Raw genomic sequence first — 17,846 nt, forward strand, 5'->3', positions numbered from 1 at the left:
AAGCGGACCAGGTGGGGGACGGCCTCCGGGGCAATGCCGGTGGGGTGGGACATGCTGCGCCGCAGCTGTGCGAGCGCGCTGTGGCTGGGCGCGACGAGTCGGCGACCAGCGGGCGGCGCGCCGGCGAGGTCATACAGGTAGTGCACGATTGCCGGGGTTCGCTCGGATGCCGGCGTCGGCGCGGGGACAGGGATCGTGGTCATCGGAAAGCTCCTGGCGGCGGACAATGTCACGGAAAGATCTTGTTGAGAGTCCGTTCGAGGTCGGCGCGGGCTCGGATGAGCGCAGGGGCGGACCGCGGGCTGAGGGCGATGGCTTGGGTGGCCTTCGCGAAGCAGTCGAGCGCGGCCGTGCGGACGGCGTCTGCCCAGACGTGGGTGACCGCGTCGAGATGGGTCCTGTTCGAGGGGTGGGCGGCGTACTGCGCCAGCAGGATCCGGAACGCGGGTTCCAGCGCCCACCAGTAGGCGGCGAGCGGGCGGACCGTCGGTCGATAATCCCGCTTGAGCTTCAGATCCTTGTTGCCGCGCTGGAACGCTGCGGTCAGCTGCTTCTGCAGAGCGGCGTCGACCCGGTCCGCCTCGCTGAGACGCCCGGTGAGTTCGGCCACCGCCGGGGACTCCGGCTCGAGGAACTCGGCGGGTAGCGGGAACCGGTCACGGATCCACATGGCCGGGGCGTCCTTCTGTCCGCCGCCCGGCGCTCCGTAGACGTTGACCGCAGCCATATGGCTGTGAAGAGGATCAAGGTACGGCAGGAGTCGCGCCGCGTTGGTGAGGATGTCGGCGCCGATGTTGCTGGTCTGGTCGGACTGGTAGAGCGCGGCGACGTCCCGCCAGGTCGCGCGTTCGGGCTGGACCAGCACCTTGCGCCGAGTGGTTCTCTTAGCCGGGTAGTAGGCGAACATCGGCTCCCGGTTGGGCTCCTCATCTGGCGGCGGCCGTCCGGTGCCGATGAGAACTCGGGTCACCCGCCGTCCGTTGTCGTGAGGGAACAACAGAATTCGCCGCGATGGCCAGGTGAGCCGGCCGAGCCACCCAGACGCCGGCCCCGCCCACACGGGTGAGCCGATGACGTTCGATGTGTGCAGGCTCAGGAGGAGGGTCTCAGCGAGGTTGCGACCTTCCGGCGCGACGACGAGCGCGCCGCTGAGCGGGCTGATCTTGGCCGAGCCGCCGATCTGTACCTTCCCCGCTCGCGCGAACGCCTGGTGGGCGAGCAGCAGTCGCGCAGCCTCACCGGCGTCGAGGTCGCGGTCCGCGCCGTGATGGGCGTGGCTGTGCAGGATCTTCTGCGCAGCCGCCATCTGCGGAAAGCCGAGATCGACGGCAGGGTTCGGCCGCATCCTGCTACTCGGTGTTGCCTTTTGGTTCCTCTCCTCGAGAGCGGTGAGGAGCGTCGGGTCCTGGAAGAAGGGGGCGGTCGGATGGAAGAGGTCGAAGCTGTGCCGGTGCTTCTCCAGGTAGCCGGCGACCTCGTCGGCCGGAAATCTCTTCTGAAACCGGTGCAGACGGTCGGTGTCACTGGTCGGGCCGTTCAACGCCGCCTGGATGATCGCCAGGAGTAGCCGCAGCGTCGCGATCTCCGCGAGGGGGTTGGAGTCGGCGAGGGCCGCAATGCCCTCCGGCTCGGTGACCGCGTCCGTCAGCGAGACGGTGTCGAACGCCCCGTCCTTGGCCCGGGTGACTGGCATCCACTTCTCGGTCAGCAGGTTGTAGGTGGTCACTGGTCGACCTCCGGAAGGAACGCTCCAAAGCGATCCGGGTAGAGAACGCCGAGCTGTCGGCTGTAGCGGAACAGCCCCCGCCCATACGTCCCGTCGGCGTCGAGCTCGACGAGGACGGCGTGCCGCAGCACCGGATCCGCCTGCCAGGCCGGGGGGCGGGTGGCTGTGCGGCGCAGTGCGCCGACGAGTTGCTTGCGGCTCAGTGCAACCGTCGAGCGGAGCAGAAGCGGAAACGAGGCCTTCGCCGCTGGATCGCAGCCCACCTCACCCGTGACTGGCACAAGTCCGTGCGGCCCTCGGTGGGCCAGAACGACGTTCAGCGACGGATCTCCCAGTCTTGTCATGGCGCGCAGCGGTCCCTCGTCGGACTCCAGATCGTCCACGTGCTCGCGGATGGTGAGGCGCAGCCAGGCATCCAGATCCCACGGCTCGGGCACGAGACGGTCACCCACCTGCGCCTTCGCATACGCGATCAGCTCCTCATGGCGGAGTCGCGCGGCCTCCCACAGGCGTCCCATAGCCGGGTCGTGAGGCCACGGCGGCGCGGTCGCGCCAGCGGCGTCGTAGACGCGGCTCACCAGCGCCGGCACCTCGTCAGGTAGGCACAGCTGCGTCCGGCCGCGCAGCTCTAGCCAGCTCCCCAGCAGCACCGTGGGCGCCGACCGGTCGTAGACGAACGCGACGCCCGCCAGATCCGGAACACCGTTGGCGTCACAGGACGGATCCACGAGCCAGGCCGTTGCCGGATCCGCCCAGCCCGGCCGCACCGTGTCGAGCCAGCGGTGCATGCGTCCCAGCCGCTGGATGAGCAGGTCCACCGCCGTGAACTCGGTGATCAGTAGATCGCAGTCGATGTCCAACGACTGCTCGACGATCTGCGTCGCCACCAGCAGCACGAGCCCATCTGCGCGCTTGGCCCGTTGCTCCTTGCCGAACAGACGCAGCACGTCGGCCTCGGCCGCGTCGCGGTCGGCCTGGGGGGCGCGGGCATGAAAGAGCAGCACCCGCACCCGCGCATCACCCGCGAAGTGGCGACGCAGCTCCCGATAGACCCGCTGGGCGTGGTCAACCGAGTTGCACACGACTCCGACTCGTCCCCACCGCTCGACGCCGGTCATCGCGTCAAGCTCCTGGGCCAGCCGCCGGCAGTCCCGCCCGGTGCTCTCGCCCAGGCGCAGGCCGAGCCGGCGCAGCGCAACATCCCGGCTCGGCCGAAAGCGGGGGAGCGGCGGCACGACGACCGAGGTCCCCGTCGCGCTGACGACCGTCAGCTGCGGATACCCCTCGGCCTGTGCCGTATCGGTATCCGGCGGGGTGTCCGTGCCGTGCAGACCCTGCCGGAATGCCTCGATCAAGGAGCGGCGGGTGACCGGCGGAAGCGTCGCGGACAGCAGCACCACCGAACATCCGATCTGCGCCAGCCACTGCAGCACCCGCTCCAGCAGGCCGTTCATGAAGGTGTCGTAGGCGTGCACCTCATCAAAGACCACCACCCGCCCCGCCAAGCCCGCCAGCCGCACGGGCCCGAACCGCACCGACTGCGCGGCCAGCAGCACCTGGTCCACCGTGCCGATACCCAACCGGATCAGCAGGCCCCGATGAGGCCCCCGCGACCAGCGCGACGGCTCACGCGCTTCCACCGGATCACGCTCAACATCCGTCTCAGACACGTCCGCCGTGCCAGCGGCCTCGGTCTCCGCCGCGTCGACCGCAAGGGAGGCATGCCCATGCAGCAAGATCGGCACGAAGTCGGCCAGCCCCGCCTGCTCCAGCCAGTCGCGCAGCCGCGAGTGACCCTGGTTCGATGTCGCCCGGGTCGGCATCGCCAGATAGATCCCCACGGCACCGTGCGCCATCTGTCGGTGCAGGAATCCGTAGACCGCCTCCGTCTTGCCCGCCCCGGGCTCGTCCTCGATCACCAGCAGGCGGCTGCCCGGCCCGGCCGCTGTGGCGGCGGCCACCTGCACCTTGGTGGGCTCGTCGACTCCCAGCACCTCAGCCAGCCCGCGACCGTCGCCTATCGGCGCATGCCAGCCGTGCAGCCGGGCCTGCTTGGTCGCAGCCGCAGCTTTCACCCGCGCGCCCCGCAGGTACTCGTCCGGCGTGAGGTCCGCGGCGGTGAAGGGAAAATGCGTGGAATCCGACGCAAGCCAGTCCGCCGCCTTCACGACCCCGGTCAGCACCGCGACCAACGGTGACAGGAGCGCCCAGACCGCCGTCACCCGTGGCCGCTCTCGCACTCCGAGACAGTTGATCAGAAGGCTGACCAGCTCCGCGCGCGCTGTTTCCCAAGCCACCGCGGCGCTACCCTCCTCCGCCTGCGCCGCCAGTCCACTCTGGCCCATCATCTTGACCGGATCCACATAGCAGCCACGCTGCAAGGACACCGCCGAGCCGATCACCCGCGCCGACACCGCCGGCACCCCGAAGTCGCGCTGCAGCAGCGACGCGACGTACACCGCCCCCACCAGCTCGTGCGACACCGGCGACTGCACGAACGGGAACTCGAAGCCCGCCGCCACCAGCCCCCGCCGCAGGGCCCGCACCCCTCCGGCGAACGCCGGACCAGCTTTGCCAAGATCGTGAAGGGAGGTCAGGAACGCGAACCACGCCCGTCCCTGGCCCTCGCTCCCCAGTCCGAGCCCCGCCACGAACTCGTCGCGAAACCTCGCGGGCACGAAGTCGTCCCACAGCCGCTCCGCCACCGCCGCTGCATCCAACGCGTGCCACGCCAGCGGATGAAACGGCGGCCCGCCCTTCGGCGCCCCCTTCTGCTTGCCCCACAGCAGAAGCAGCGTCGACCGAGCGTCCCCCGACAGACCCGTCTCGTCCATACGCCCCCGTATCCACCGACTCTCCGTATCTGCCGGCACACGCTAACCACCCCCACCGACAAGACCGCCTGCAGGTTGGTCGCGATCGCGCGACTTGCGCCGGCATGAGATGAAGATCACATGTGGCGGAGGTGGTCAGCTCCGAGGATCTGCGTGCCTGGGAGCGCGATTCACTGCGCGCTCCATTCGATTCACCCCCACGTGTGTGGGGAGCGCTCGGCCCACGAGTTCAAGACCGCCACCGAGGCCGGTTCACCCCCACGTACGTGGGGAGCGCGTCGCGGTCTCTGAGCTCCTGCTCAACGCCTCCGGTTCACCTCCACGCGAGTGGAGAATGCCCCGAGGACGACGAGCGTCTCCCGAGCAACGTCGGTCCACCCCCACGCACGTGAGGAGCACGAGGAATTCCCGGACGAGAAGGTTCAGGAGCTCGGTTCACCCCCACGCGCTTGGGGAGCACCAGAACTCGCGGCCCAGCTCGGCGATGCGCGGGGGTTCACCCCCACGCGCGTGGGGAGGACTAGACCTCACGGTCCTCATCCCACGTGGCGCCCGGTTCACCCCCACGCGCGTGGGGAGCACCGCGCCGCAGTACCGCGACCGGGTCTACATCGTGGGTTCACCCCCACGCGCGTGGGGAGCACGTGTTCGTGGACCCGGAGGCGATGACCTGCGTCGGTTCACCCCCACGCGCGTGGGGAGCACCCGGAAACGCTCTGCCAGCTAGGTCTGGGGTACGGTTCACCCCCACGCGCGTGGGGAGCACCCTTCATGACCTGCAACGATAGAAGCGGTGTCTCGCGTGGAGAAGCAGTCTGGTCGATCAATGACTGTCGGGGGCGCGGCGCTGGCCGGCCTCCCGTTGGGGTGCTGTGCGGGCGACGGTGCGGCCGCAACCTGGGCCGACTGGGAGACGTGGTCGCGAGCGCCTCCGCGTGGATTGCGTTATCTCGTTGCCCAGTCTGTACTGGCTGTGGTCATCAACCTCAACGACTTGCGCGATGTTCACGTGTCCGGGCGTCTCTTCTCGCGTCGGTGGGCGTATGCCTCAATGTCATCGGTGTTCCAGATCAGGCCGGCGGACAGTTCCGCGATCGGCCGGGGGAACGTGGGGTCGTCGTGTAGCAGCCGGAGGACGTGCTGGCGGGAGACGCCGAGACGATCGGCGACCTCGCGGGTTCCCATCACCGGCTGTACCACGGGGCGATCTTAGCGACGTGTCAGTTGACACATTGGCGTCGACGGGCGAACGTGTCAACTGACACGTGCGGGGTATGCGCTCATCCAAGACGCTCCCGTCGATCGCGACGGTCGGCGGCGGGCTCGGGCTATCGGGAGGCCGTAGATCATGATGCTTCCTCCGATCCCTGATCCGATCGGCGGCACGTCCCTCTCAACCAACGCGGTGAAGGTAACGCGCGTCGTGCACGCTCCGGTGATTGACCACGGGCTGACCGTCGACCCACACGCCACCGTGGCGCAGCTGTCCGCCGCGCTCGCCACGCTGCCACCGGACGCCTACGTCGCCGAGCACTTCGGCGACGTCGAGGTGACGCTCGTCTTCCGAGAGCCGCCCGAGAAGGCTGATTCGTGACGGCCGCCACGAGTCGACGGGCCAGCGTCGACGGGAGGCGCGAGGGTTCTCACCAGCAGCGACCCAAGCGGCGATGAGACCGAAGACGGACTGGTGGGGCAGGGACGTGCAGAGGCGCTGCTGGACCGACCCGGTCCGTGAGGGCATCCATCGGCTTCATGAGGGAGCTCGGGCAGAGTTGGGAGCTGGACGGGAGATCCAACCGATCTCGGCATATGGCGTATTGGTCAGCAGCGCGGGGAGGACGGCCGCGTCCCAGGCTGCCAGCGGTGCCGGTGGCTGTCCCGGCGCGCACCATTGCCGGGTCGGCGCCTCGGAGGCGCTGGTATGGGTGGGCGCGGGCTGGCCGACCCAGTGTCCGACACTGACGACGAGGCCGAGGCCGGCGAGACCGGTGACGGACCGGTGGGCGCTGACGTGGGCGAGGAGAAGGTCGCGCTCGGCCACCTCGATCCCGAGGGTCTGGCGGAGAAACGCGACGGTCTGCCGATAGGGCTGCATCTCGAAGGTCAGGATGGTCGACGGCAGCGCCCACATTCCCGTTTCGGTTCGGATGAGCAGCACCCGCCCTGACCAGTCGATCAGTAACGCGTGCGCGGTCATTCGCGGGCGTGGTCGAGGCGTGCTCATCGTGGTGGCACCGCCCTCCGCCATTCGGGCGAGGAGATCACCGGGAGACTGAGCCCCTCATGATCGTGTCGGGTATCGCGATAGCAGTGCGGTCTGATCGGCGGACCGCTGACGTGGACACGTTGCCGATCGGCGAATCTGCGCAGTCCCTCGACGACCCGTCCCAGCAGCACCGGATCGTCGATGAAGGTGACTGGAAACGGCGCCTCCGGAACAGCGGTCGGCGTGCGCCTCGGCAGTGATTCCGGCGGCCCGGTGTCGGCCTGCGCCGACTGCTTCTGAGGCGATGGGGAAGAGTCGATCCGCAGTTCGGCCCAGACGACCTTTCCACCGGTCAGGGGCCGGTACCAGGACCACCGCGCACTCAACGCGTCGACCAGGAACAGCCCTCGGCCGCCCTCGGCAGTGGGCGTCTGATCCTGCAACACCGGAGAGCGGACGTCACCGTCCCAGACCTCGATGAGGAGTCGTGGGCCCGTCCTGCTGATCCGCAGCGAGACGGACTTCGCGGTCCGCTCCTGTCCAGGCGCTTCTGGGGGGTCGAGCGGCTCGGTGACCGCCGACGCTCTGACCGCATTAGTGATCAACTCGGAGACGAGAAGTAGCGCATTGTCCGTGGTCTCGGGGTCGATGCGCCAGCTCTCCATCGTCTCTCGGGCCCGGTTGCGGGCGGCCCGTGCGGCCCTGTCGGTCACCGGAAGACGGAAAAGGTGGATGTGCGCCGACCCGGTCGTCGTCATGCGGCAGTCCGGCCGGGATCAGCAGCGGAACCCTCCTGGCCGTCCCACCCCACTCGGATGCGCGCGCAACGCCAGTGAATCCGCGGCGCCACGGTGGCCACAGGAGCTGGTGGCCGGGGGTGGCTGACCTCGCCGGCGCTCCAGGTGGTGGATGAGTTCGCGTTCAACGATCGTCACCCTGTCCCTTCCCGACCGGATGCCCCGGGGTGCCGCAGGCGACCCCGTGGGGCGATCGGCTCGCTACGATGCGGATGTTGCAGCAACTATGAAGGTTGCTGCAACGCGGTGCAAGGGTCGAAAGGGGTCGTGCGGGCCCGCCCGGTGTAGCGTCCGATCTGCCCGAGATCATGATTGGAAGAGGAGTGGCGATGCCGCGGCGACCACCGTCAGCGCGTGCCCGCGGCCTCGGCGCTGAGCTGCGGGAACTGCGGATCGGCGATGGACTCACCAGCCGCTCTGTCGCCGCGCAGCTCGGCTGGTCCCCGAGCACATTGAGTCGGTTGGAGAACGGCCTGCGGGGCATCAGCGCCGAGGATGTGGCCGCGCTTCTCGTCGTCTACAAGGTCACGGGCGCCGAGCGCGAGCGCCTGCTGTCCCTCGCCCACGAGGTCGACCGTCCCGGCTGGTGGGAGACCGGCCTGCCCGGGCTGCCGAGCCAGCTGCCCGCTCTGATCGGATTCGAGTCGCAGGCCAGGCGGATCGTGGACGTCTCGATGTTGCTGGTCCCGGGCCTGCTTCAGACGGCCGACTACGCCAGGGCGGTCATGGTCGACGGCGGGGTCGCTGCGCATGAGGTCGAAGCCCGAGTGGTCACCCGACTCGGCCGACAGACCGTGCTCAGCCGATCCGACCCACCTGAACTGCACGTGCTCCTCGACGAGGCGGTGATCCGCAGGCCCGTGGGCAGTGCCCGAGTTATGGCCAGCCAACTCCGCCAACTCATCGCCGCCGGCCGTCGCCCCACGATCACGGTTCAGGTCATCCCGTTCAGGGTCGGCGCGCACCTCGGTGTGCACGGCTCGTATGTCGCCTTCGGCTTCGACAAGGCGCCGAGCATCGTCCACCTCGAGCACCTGCGATCCAGCCTCTTTGTGGACGAACCCGACGACGTCCGGCCCTTCCTCCAAGCCGCCGATACGCTGGCAGGACAAGCGCTCGACCCTGTCAGGTCCGCGGAATTCCTGGCATCCGTGGCCGACGGTTACGAACGGAGGTGAGCCGCGGTGAACCTCTCCGGAGCCGAGTGGCGTAAGTCGAGTCACAGCGCCACCCAGACCAACTGCGTGGAGATCGCTCGTGTCGGGGACGTCGTGGCCGTCCGTGACTCGAAGGACCCCGACGGCCCGGTACTCGTCTTCACCCCGAGTGAGTGGGCCGCCTTCCTCGCCGGTGCCCGCGATGGCGAGTTCAACCTGTAGCGGGCTGCCTGCCGCGGCAAGAGCGCGCCACCATGGTAAGGACGAAAGGCGACCTCCTCCGCTGTCGGCGTCCATCCCGTCGGCTCGCCGTGGTCAGCGCGGCGACGTTGCTCTGCTCCAAGTCGCGGTGCCTGTTGGCTGGCTGGTTCAGCCTCTCGCCGAGGTAGATCGATCGGCTGCGGACTCACTCCGGCCGAGCGCAGTGTACATCTGGAGCGCTTGGCATATTCATGTTTGCCGTGCATGATTCTGAAGTCGGCCCTGGCTTCCAAAGGAGATTCTGTGAAGATCGACCGTGTCCGCGGCACCTGCAACGACGTCAAGACCTGCCCCACCCTGTACCGGACCGATCGCGGGACCGTGATCGTCCAGGGTTGGAACGTCACCGACGAGGAGGCCCTGGGGCAGCTCGGTGCGCTTCCCTCGGGCGAGTCGGTGGTGGAGATCCCGGCCGAGCTGGTAGCCGAGGTGCTCGGGCGTGTTGAGTGAGGCCGAGCTCGACCCGCTGTTCAACGACGCGCGGTCGGAGTGGTTCCGGATGGAGGGCCACCACACGTACAGCACGACGGTCGAGCAGCCACGGCTACGCGCCTACCTGGCCGGTGAACCCTACGACCAGGCCAGCGAGCCGACGGCGTGGCTGGCGGAGATCCACGGCCGGGTCGCCGGCGGGTTGACCTTCCGCAAGGTGCGGGTGCTGCAGGGTCCGCTGAGCGCCTACGAGCGCTGGGAATGCGAATGGTCCTACCCGGCGACCGAGCGGGCCGGACAACGCACCTTCGTGCTCGACCTGGCGGAGACCCCCGACCCGCCGGCCCTCCCTGACTACGACTGGTGGATGTTCGACGAGCGGCTCGTCCTGCGGATGCACTACGACGAGGCCGGCAGCTTCGTCGGCGGTGAGCTCCTCGACGATCCGATCGCCGTGGCCTCCCACGTCTCGTTCCGGGATGCGGCCCTGACAGCGGCGGTCCCCTTCCCCGCCTACTGGGCTGGGCATCCGCAGTACTGGCGGCGGAACTGGCAGGATTGGCCTGCGTGACGGTCACAGATCCGAGGAACCGCGGCTGAATGGACCCGGAACGCTACGTCGCCGACCGCGAGACCCTCGCTGCCCGCCTGCGTGAGCTCCGTCGGGCGACCGGGCTGACGGGCGTGCAGGCGGCGGCGAGCACCGGCATGTCCCAGCCCAAGATCTCGAAGTTGGAGAACGGCCGGCTGCTGCCGTCCGAACACGACGTCGAGATCCTGCTCGACCTCTACCGGGCCGGCAGGGAGGAACGCTCCGCGCTGCTCGCCCTGGCCGCCCGCCTGCACGCCACGCTGGAAAGCAACCGGACGATTCTGCATCGCGGCGCCGCCCGCAAGCAGGCCGAGATCGGCGAGGTCGAGGCGGACGCGACCGTCCTGCGGTACTTCACCCCGGGCGGGATCTCCGGCCTGCTGCAGACCGCCGAGTACATGCGCCGGGTGTTCACGCTTCAGCTGACCGGCGCGGAACTGGCTCGGACGGTCGCCGCCCGCCAACAGCGTCAGCAGGCGCTGCACGCGCCAGGCAAGCAGTTCACCTTCATCCTGACCGAGGGGGCTCTGCGCTGGCGGTTCTGCCCGGACGACGTCATGGCCGCCCAGGCCGCTCACATCGCGTCGCTGTCGACCCTGAGCAACGTCCGGATCGGCGTGATCCCACTGACCGCCCGTCCCGGCGACATCCCGCTTCACGGGTACGAGATCTTCGATGAACGCCTGGTCACCATCGGCCTGGAGCACGCCACCGTCGCGGTCACCGACCCACGCGACATCGCCACCTACCTGAAGCTGTTCGAGGTGATGGCGAACGCCGCCGAGTTCGGCGAGGCGGCGCGGGCCCGGCTCGGCACCATCGCCCGCGACTTCCAGCCCTAACCTCCTTTCCCGGGCTGCCGGGCTGTGGCATGCTGCCAGATATTCACTCCAATATTGAATAGTCGCTGCCCCTGGCGACGGAGGCAGGCGATCCGCACCACGACTGGCCGATCCTCACCACCGACTGGCAGAGAGCAGCTGGATGACTCAGATGGTTGACACGTCCACCGGTCGCGACCGGGCGACGGAGATCCGTAATGCCCTGACGGACAAGCTTCGCGCGGACGGCGTGATTACCTCGCCCGTCGTCGAGCGGGCCTTCCGCACGGTGCCGCGGCACCTGTTCGTCCCCGAGGGCACGCCGCTGGAGGTCGCCTACAACGCTGACGACTCGGTGGCGGTCAAACGCGACCAGGACGGCGTGATCATCTCCTCGGTCAGCGCTCCGTTCATCCAGGCCCAGATGATCGAGCAGGCCGGGCTCGGGCCCGGCATGAGCGTGGTGGAGATCGGCAGCGGTGGCTTCAATGCCGCTCTCCTGGCCGAGGTCGTCGGTCCGAGTGGCCGCGTTGTCAGCGTGGACATCGACCCGGAGGTGACCGACCGGGCCAGCGCTCTGCTGGAGGCGACCGGGTACGGCGGCCGGGTCACGGTCGTGCAGGCCGACGCCGAGGACGGCGTGCCCGACCTCGGCGAGAGGGTCGACGCGATTGTCGTGACGGTCGGAGCGTGGGACATCTCAGCGGCCTTGCTTGCGCAGTTGTCCGAGGACGGCAGGATCGTCGTTCCGCTGCGAATGAACGGAATCACTCGCTCCATCGGCTTCCGCCGCGAGGGTGACCATCTGGTGAGCACCTCGGCGCAGGTGTGCGGGTTCGTCCCGATGCAGGGATCGGGCGCCCACGACGAGCGGGTCTTCCTGCTTCCCGACGCGCACGGCCGCAACGTCAAGCTGCGATTCGACGGCGACGTGCCGCAGGACATGAGTCCGCTGGACGGAGTCCTGGCGACCGAGCGCACCGAGAGGTGGTCCGGGGTCACGATCAGGCATGGCGTCTCGTTCGCCGACCTGCACCTGTGGTTCGCCAGCTTCCTGCTCGGCTTCTGCAAGCTGGCGGTGGACAAGGGAACTGATCTGGCCGCGGAACGCCGGAGCTGGTTTCCCTTCGGGGTCGTGCGCGGCGACTCCTTCGCCTACCTGGCGGTGCGCCCGGCCCTGGAAGGCGCCGGAGTCGAGTTCGGAGCGCGCGCCTATGGAACACGCGGCGAGACCGCCGCCACCGCCATGGTCGAACAGATCCAGGCCTGGAACCGCCGGGCCCGAAGCGGCCCGGCACCCACCTTCGCCTACTGGCCGACCGGCGCCGACCGTCCCCCGATCGGCGAGGGCACGGCGACGCTGGAGAAGACCCACGGCCTGGTCACGATCTCCTGGCCGACCGCCCGCTGACCATCACCGCAGGCCAGGACGCACCACCCCAACCCCAGCAACGTGAGGAGTCACCCCAATGTCGCCAGTGCTTGCGGTCGACCGGCCGGAGTCCACGGACTCCGCGATCGACGACGCGGAGTTCGAGCTCGACATGCGCGTGGTGGAGTCCACCACGCGACTCGTGATCATGATGTGTGACACGAGCGATGGCTGCGGCAGCAGCTGCAGCACCAGCGCCTGCAGCACCGCTTCCAACGACCCGTCCTGACGCGGCGCGCCGCCGCCGGCGCCTGAGTCGCTGGGCGCCGGCGGCGGCTGCGGTCCGGTGCGACGAGATGGGATCGCCATGACCGTGTCCCTGCGTTTCCAGCACACCGGCGCCGTCCTGGTTCGTGCCACCACGGACCCCGGCGACCTCGAGCTGCCGACCCGGCTGAACCTGTCCGACCCTGCCGCGGTCGAGCAGGAAGGCCGGGCATGGTTGGCGAAGATCTGGGTGCGCCCGGAGGTACGTGAGGCGCTCCAGCTGGCCAGCACCGCTCTCGCTACGCGCCTCGACCAGCTCTTCGACGAGGGCGCCAGGCCCCACGCGGTGAAGGATGTGCGTCGCGCTGTCGTCTCGGTCGCGTCCTATCTGATGCGGTGGCAGCGGCGCGCGACCCCGTTCGGCCTGTTCGCCGGAGTCGGCGCCGCCGCCATCGGCCCCGCGATGGCCGAGGTGGGGGCGGCGCACCGGGCGGTGGTGCGGGCGGACGCGGAATGGGTCACGACGCTGATCGACCAGCTCGAAGGACACCCGGAGCTGCGCCCCCGGCTGACGGTGGTGGCCGACAACACCCGGATCGTGCGGGATGGCCGGGTCATCGTGCACAGCCGGGCCGAGGTGGGCGCGTCGTCTCCGGGGCCGCTGCGGGAGTCGTCGGTACGGCTCGCCCGGCCCGTGCAGTTCGCGCTGGCTGCGGCCGGCTCGCCGATCCGGCTCGACGCCCTCGCCGCCCGGATGACCACCAGGTTCCCGTCCGCCTCCCCAGGCAAGATCCGCATGGTGCTGGACGGTCTGGTCGACGGGGGCTTCCTGATCACGAGCCTGCGGCCACCGATGACGGCCGTCGACGCCTTGGCCTATCTGATCTGCGCGTTACGTTCGGCCGGGGGAGAGGACCTGGCCGACCTCGGCGGGCTGCTGCGCGAACTCGGCGACATCAGCGCGCAGCTGGCCCGCCACAACAGCACCTTCAACCTGGAGCGGGCGGCGGAGATCCGGAACGCGGTCATCGGGCAGATGACCGCATTTGTCCCCGGCGCCGGTCACGCGCTGGCCGCCGACGTGCGGCTCGACGCGCGGATCGCTGTCCCCGAGCGGGTGCTGACCGAGGCCGTGCTCGCGGCCAGCGTGCTGCTGCGGGTGACCACGCAGCCGTTCGGCTCGGCGGCCTGGCTGGACTACCACGCCCGGTTCCGCGCCCGTTACGGTCCCGGCGCGCTGGTGCCGGTCCGGGAGATGGTCGCCGACTCCGGGCTCGGATATCCCACCGGCTATCTCGGTGCGCCCCGGGCCAGGCCCGCCTGGCGGATGCTGACCGAGCGCGACGCCGCCCTGTTGGCGTTGATCCAGCAGGCCACCGTGGACGGGGCCGAGGAGATCGAGCTGACCGACGCCGACATCGAGGCGTTGACCGTCGGGGAGCACGCCGACATCGTCCCGCCACAGCGGATCGAACTCGGGGTCGAGGTGCACGCCGTCTCGACCGAGGCGATCGACCGCGGCGATTTCCAGCTGCGCGTCACCGCCGCGCCGCGCGCCCCCACCAGCATGGCCGGACGGTTCGCCCACCTGCTCGACGACGCAGACCGCGCCCGGCTGGCCGCCACGTTCACCGCGGAACCCGAGGCGGGAGCGCCGGACGGGGCGGTGGCGGTGCAGATGTCCTTCCCGCCACGTCGGCCGCACAACGAGAACGTGGTGCGCGTCGCGCCGCTGCTCCCGGACATCGTCTCGCTGTCGGAGCATCCTGATTCCACCCACCCTGATGTCAGGGTGATCGAGGTCGACGACCTGGCTGTAACGGCCGATGCCGACCAGATGTACCTGGTTCAGCGCTCCACCGGTCGGCGGGTGATCCCGCGGGTTCCCCATGCTCTGGACACGGTTGTGCAGAGCCCACCGCTGGCCCGGTTCCTCGCCGAGGTCGCCGATGCGCGCAGCGCGCGGTTCGGAGGGTTCGACCTTGGCGCGGCCCGCGTCCTGCCCTACGTGCCGCGTATCCGGTATCGGCGTGCGGTGCTGGCCGCCGCCCGCTGGATTCTCACCGCCGCGGACCTGCCCGGCCCTCCGGCCGGCGACGGTGCGCATGATTCTCTGGGCTCCTGGCGACAGCGGTGGCGGGTGCCGGCCCGGATCGTGCTGTGCCACGGTGAGCTGCGCCTACCCCTCAACCTCGATCAGGAGCTGGACCGGGCCCTGCTACGGGCTCGGGTGCAGCGAGCCGGGCGAGTCGAGCTACAGGAAGCCGGTCCGTCCGACTGCGAGGGTTGGATCGGGCGCCCGGCGGAGCTGCTGATCCCGTTGACCGCGATCACCCCGCCCGCCCGGCCGCTACCAGCGACCGCAGCGCCCGGCGCCGTCCTTCGACCGGGTGACTCCGCCGTGCTGCATGCGCAGGTGGTGGGCAACCCCGCGCGGTTCGACGAGATCCTCACCGCTCACCTGCCCAGGTTCCTCGACGACCTCGATGGTCTGGTCCGGTTCTGGTGGGTGCGGCGGCACCGCGACCTGATCCTTCCCGAGTCCGATCAGCATCTCGCTGTGTTCCTGCGCCTGGGCAGCCCCGAACAGTACGGACCGGCCGCCGCGAAGGTGGCCGCCTTCGCGTCCGAGCTGGAAGCGCGCGGGCTCCCCTGCCAACTCACTCTCGCCTCCCACCCACAGCATCCCGCCCGCTACGGCGACGGCCCGGCGCTCGCTGCGGCCGAGCGCGTGTTCGCCACCGACACCGCAGCCGCCATCGCGCAGATCGCGACGGCGCGGGCCTCCGGGGTTCCCACGCAGGCGCTGGCCGCGGCGTCGATGGCGCACCTGGCCGCTGCCTTCGCCCCCGACCCGGAATCCGGATGTCGGGCGCTCATCGCCTGCCTGCGTCAGGAACACGGGCCGCTGGACCAGACGCTGCGCGACCACGCGCTTGGCTTGGCCGAGGCCGACGGACGATATCGAGCTGTTCGCATTCTGCCGGGCGGGGATGCGGTCGCGGCGGCCTGGGCCGCCAGGGACACCGCGCTGACCTCCTACCATCGCGCCCTCGCCGAGCAGCGCGATCCGGGAGCCGTGCTTCGCACCCTGCTGCACGAACACCACGTACGCGCCGTCGGCGTCGATCCGACGCACGAGAGGGAGACCGGCCGACTCGCCCGCGCCGCCGCGCTGCGCCGCCTTGCCCGTGCTGGTGCCCGGTGAATTCTACCGAGGGCACCGGCCTGGTGACGCTCACCGCTGCCGAGGCGGCCAGGCAATCCCTGGCTCGGGGCGCGGCGGGGACAGCGCTGCTGCAGGTCGAGCGGGCCCTGGCCGGCTCCGGAGACTGGGAAACCGCTCGGACGACGATCCGGCGGGCGGTGGCCGGGTCGGTCGATGCCGCTGAGCACACCGGCCTGTACTACGGGGCGCCCGCCCTCGCCTTCCTCCTGCACACCGTCTCCGATCAACATCCGCCATACCACACGGCCTCCGAGGCGCTGATCGAGCACGTGCTACGGCTGGCCCGGCGGCGTCTGGCAACCGCGGCCGGCAGGATCGAGCGCGGTGAGATCACCACGTTCGCCGAATTCGACGTCTTCTATGGGCTGACGGGGATCGGTGCGCTGCTGTTGCGGTGCCGTCCCGGTAGTGACGTCCTCGCTGAGATCCTGCGGTACGTGGTCAGCCTGACCAGGCCACACCGCCAGGACGGCATCGAGCTGCCGGGATGGTGGGTCGCGCACGACCCGGACGAGATCTTGCCGACCCCCGGTGGCCACGCGAACTTCGGGATGGCGCACGGCGCGGCCGGGCTGCTCGCCTTCCTCGCTCTCGCCGCCGCTCGCGGCTGCCAGGTCGACGGCCATCACGAGGCGATCGCCGTCCTGACCGGCTGGTTCGACCGGTGGCGCCAGGACGGCGCGGACGGACCGTGGTGGCCACAGTGGATCACCCGGGAGGAGTTGCGGACCGGCCGTCCCGCCCAGCCCCGTCCCGGCCGAGGATCGTGGTGCTACGGGACGGCCGGCATCGCCCGCGCCCTGCAGCTCGCCGCGATCGCCACCGGCGACCCCCGACGCGTCGAAGCGGCAGAGGATGCCCTGGCCGCGAGCCTGACCGACACCCAGCTCGATCGGATCACCGAGCCGGGCCTGTGCCACGGCATGGCCGGGATCTACCAGACCGCCTACCGGGCCGCCCGCGACGCGCGGAACCCCGCCATCGGCCGCCGGCTTCCCGCGCTGGCCGCCCGGCTGGCCCAGCACGCAGGCTCGCTCGGGGACCAGTGCGACGAGGTTGGGCTGCTGACCGGAAGCGCAGGGGTGGCCCTGGCGCTGGAAACCACCCGGCGCACCGGGCCGCCACGTACGGGATGGGACGCATGCCTGCTGATCACCTGATCGTCACGTCCCCGTACGGCCTCGCCGCCGGTGTCCTCGCGGTGCTCGCGGGCGCCGATCTGGAGGTCACCGCGGCCAACAGCGCTCTGGACCCGATTGACCTTGACGAAGCCGTCGAGGTCTTCCAGGCCGCCGGGCTCGCAGCGCTGGAACGATCCGCCGAGCACGCCTGCTACCAGGTGCGTGTCCAGTTCCCGGACTGGTCGGCCGCCGAGGCGGTCGGTGCTACCGGGCTCGGGCCGCGGCTGGACCGACTCCAGGCCAGCGGCGAGATCGAGGGATGGTGGTTCCTGCGCAAGTATCCCTGTTGGCGACTGCGCCTGCCCGGTGCGGACCGCGGCGCCGTCGATCGGGTGCTCGACGAGCTGACCGACACCGGGGTCGTCGCACGCTGGTGGCCGACGGTGTACGAGCCTGAGACCGCCGCTTTCGGCGGGGCGGCCGGGATGGACGTCGCCCACGACCTGTTCTGCGCCGATACCCGCGGCGTGCTCGACTACGTGCGCCACGATGCTCCCGGCCTCGGCCGCCGCGAACTGTCGATCCTGCTGCTCGGCGGCCTTCTCCGCGCCGCCGGGCTCGACGTGTTCGAGTGCGGCGACGTCTTCGACCGGGTTGCCCGGCTGCGACCTACACCAGCCGAGGCCGACGCCGCCCGGATCGAACGCCTGGCGCAGAACGTGCGCGCTCTCCTGTCGATCCCCGACCTGCCCACCAGTGAACTGTTCACCTCCGGTGGGCCGGTCGAGCACGCCGCGCCCTGGCTTGCCGCGTTCCAGACCGCCGGCCGCCGGCTCGGCGACGCCGCCGCGCGAGGTGGCCTGGACCGTGGGGTCCGGGCGATCATGACCCATGTGCTGATCTTTCACTGGAACCGGTTCGGCCTGTCCGCCGCCAGCCAGGGCATCCTCGCCCGCGCCGCGACCACCGCCCTCCTGCCCCGGAGCTGACCATGAATCCCGCGACGCTGGCCGCCTCCCGCGGCTTCCCCC

At 70.1% G+C, this 17,846-nt stretch carries 17 protein-coding genes and 1 CRISPR repeat array; of the genes, 11 read left to right on the top strand and 6 right to left on the bottom strand.

The genetic code is table 11. The annotated features are described in order from the left end of the window. From NBZ85_RS12685 to NBZ85_RS12700, 4 genes are all read right to left on the bottom strand, one after another. The coding region (locus NBZ85_RS12685) for a hypothetical protein (RefSeq protein ID WP_261561980.1) at positions 1–203 on the bottom strand (203 nt) is incomplete at its 3' end. 26 nt (positions 204–229) lie between these two features. Continuing rightward, entirely contained in the window at positions 230–1,726 is a 1,497-nt protein-coding gene (gene casA, locus NBZ85_RS12690) for a type I-E CRISPR-associated protein Cse1/CasA (protein ID WP_261561981.1), read from the bottom strand. Further along, on the bottom strand, positions 1,723–4,560 hold the full coding sequence (gene cas3 / locus NBZ85_RS12695) for a CRISPR-associated helicase Cas3' (RefSeq protein ID WP_261561982.1): 2,838 nt from the start codon (positions 4,558–4,560) through the stop codon (positions 1,723–1,725). Before cas3 ends, casA begins: the two co-directional genes overlap by 4 nt. Positions 4,561–4,931: 371 nt before the next feature. Continuing rightward, positions 4,932–5,326: direct repeats of the CRISPR family, unit length 28 nt; unit sequence GGTTCACCCCCACGCGCGTGGGGAGCAC. A gap of 239 nt (positions 5,327–5,565) precedes the next feature. Then, the gene (locus NBZ85_RS12700) at positions 5,566–5,760 is read right to left on the bottom strand and encodes a helix-turn-helix transcriptional regulator (protein ID WP_261561983.1); all 195 of its coding nucleotides are present in this window, start codon (positions 5,758–5,760) and stop codon (positions 5,566–5,568) included. A 223-nt stretch (positions 5,761–5,983) separates the two neighbouring features. Between NBZ85_RS12700 and NBZ85_RS12705 the strand changes: the two genes are divergently transcribed. Further along, complete coding sequence (locus tag NBZ85_RS12705; protein ID WP_261561984.1) at positions 5,984–6,154, top strand: hypothetical protein; 171 nt, start codon at positions 5,984–5,986, stop codon at positions 6,152–6,154. A 156-nt stretch (positions 6,155–6,310) separates the two neighbouring features. Here NBZ85_RS12705 and NBZ85_RS12710 read toward each other — a convergent pair whose 3' ends face one another. Both NBZ85_RS12710 and NBZ85_RS12715 read right to left on the bottom strand, forming a co-directional pair. Further along, positions 6,311–6,757 (bottom strand): NUDIX hydrolase, encoded by a 447-nt coding sequence (locus NBZ85_RS12710; RefSeq protein ID WP_261561985.1) that lies wholly within the window; start codon positions 6,755–6,757, stop codon positions 6,311–6,313. A 23-nt stretch (positions 6,758–6,780) separates the two neighbouring features. Further along, entirely contained in the window at positions 6,781–7,524 is a 744-nt protein-coding gene (locus NBZ85_RS12715) for an ATP-binding protein (RefSeq protein ID WP_261561986.1), read from the bottom strand. Between the two features lie 368 nt (positions 7,525–7,892). Here NBZ85_RS12715 and NBZ85_RS12720 point away from each other — a divergent pair, with 368 nt between their 5' ends. The 10 genes from NBZ85_RS12720 (at position 7,893) to NBZ85_RS12765 (ending at position 17,804) form a co-directional block, all read left to right on the top strand. Beyond that, the gene (locus NBZ85_RS12720) at positions 7,893–8,741 is read left to right on the top strand and encodes a helix-turn-helix domain-containing protein (protein WP_261561987.1); all 849 of its coding nucleotides are present in this window, start codon (positions 7,893–7,895) and stop codon (positions 8,739–8,741) included. A gap of 6 nt (positions 8,742–8,747) precedes the next feature. Continuing rightward, positions 8,748–8,942: a DUF397 domain-containing protein gene (locus NBZ85_RS12725; RefSeq protein WP_261561988.1), complete on the top strand. Its 195-nt coding sequence runs from the start codon at positions 8,748–8,750 to the stop codon at positions 8,940–8,942. 282 nt (positions 8,943–9,224) lie between these two features. Beyond that, the gene (locus NBZ85_RS12730; RefSeq protein WP_011607396.1) at positions 9,225–9,431 is read left to right on the top strand and encodes a hypothetical protein; all 207 of its coding nucleotides are present in this window, start codon (positions 9,225–9,227) and stop codon (positions 9,429–9,431) included. Beyond that, positions 9,421–9,984 carry a DUF6879 family protein gene (locus tag NBZ85_RS12735; protein WP_261561989.1) on the top strand — a complete coding sequence of 188 codons (564 nt, stop codon included), beginning with the start codon at positions 9,421–9,423 and terminating at the stop codon, positions 9,982–9,984. Before NBZ85_RS12730 ends, NBZ85_RS12735 begins: the two co-directional genes overlap by 11 nt. Positions 9,985–10,013: 29 nt before the next feature. Continuing rightward, positions 10,014–10,847 (top strand): helix-turn-helix domain-containing protein, encoded by an 834-nt coding sequence (locus NBZ85_RS12740; RefSeq protein ID WP_261559196.1) that lies wholly within the window; start codon positions 10,014–10,016, stop codon positions 10,845–10,847. A gap of 151 nt (positions 10,848–10,998) precedes the next feature. Beyond that, complete coding sequence (gene fxlM, locus NBZ85_RS12745) at positions 10,999–12,237, top strand: methyltransferase, FxLD system (RefSeq protein WP_261559194.1); 1,239 nt, start codon at positions 10,999–11,001, stop codon at positions 12,235–12,237. Positions 12,238–12,295: 58 nt separating this feature from the next. After that, positions 12,296–12,487: an FxLD family lanthipeptide gene (locus NBZ85_RS12750; protein WP_011607392.1), complete on the top strand. Its 192-nt coding sequence runs from the start codon at positions 12,296–12,298 to the stop codon at positions 12,485–12,487. Positions 12,488–12,565: 78 nt separating this feature from the next. Next, entirely contained in the window at positions 12,566–15,673 is a 3,108-nt protein-coding gene (locus NBZ85_RS12755; protein ID WP_261561990.1) for a lantibiotic dehydratase, read from the top strand. Then, complete coding sequence (locus tag NBZ85_RS12760) at positions 15,670–16,854, top strand: lanthionine synthetase C family protein (protein ID WP_261558877.1); 1,185 nt, start codon at positions 15,670–15,672, stop codon at positions 16,852–16,854. Before NBZ85_RS12755 ends, NBZ85_RS12760 begins: the two co-directional genes overlap by 4 nt. Further along, positions 16,836–17,804, top strand: a complete 969-nt coding sequence (locus tag NBZ85_RS12765) for a thiopeptide-type bacteriocin biosynthesis protein (RefSeq protein WP_261561991.1) — start codon at positions 16,836–16,838, stop codon at positions 17,802–17,804. Before NBZ85_RS12760 ends, NBZ85_RS12765 begins: the two co-directional genes overlap by 19 nt. Positions 17,805–17,846 lie beyond the last annotated feature (42 nt).

The sequence above is a fragment of the Frankia tisae genome, from assembly GCF_025403405.1.
In the GTDB taxonomy this organism is placed as follows: Bacteria; Actinomycetota; Actinomycetes; order Frankiales; family Frankiaceae; genus Frankia; species Frankia tisai.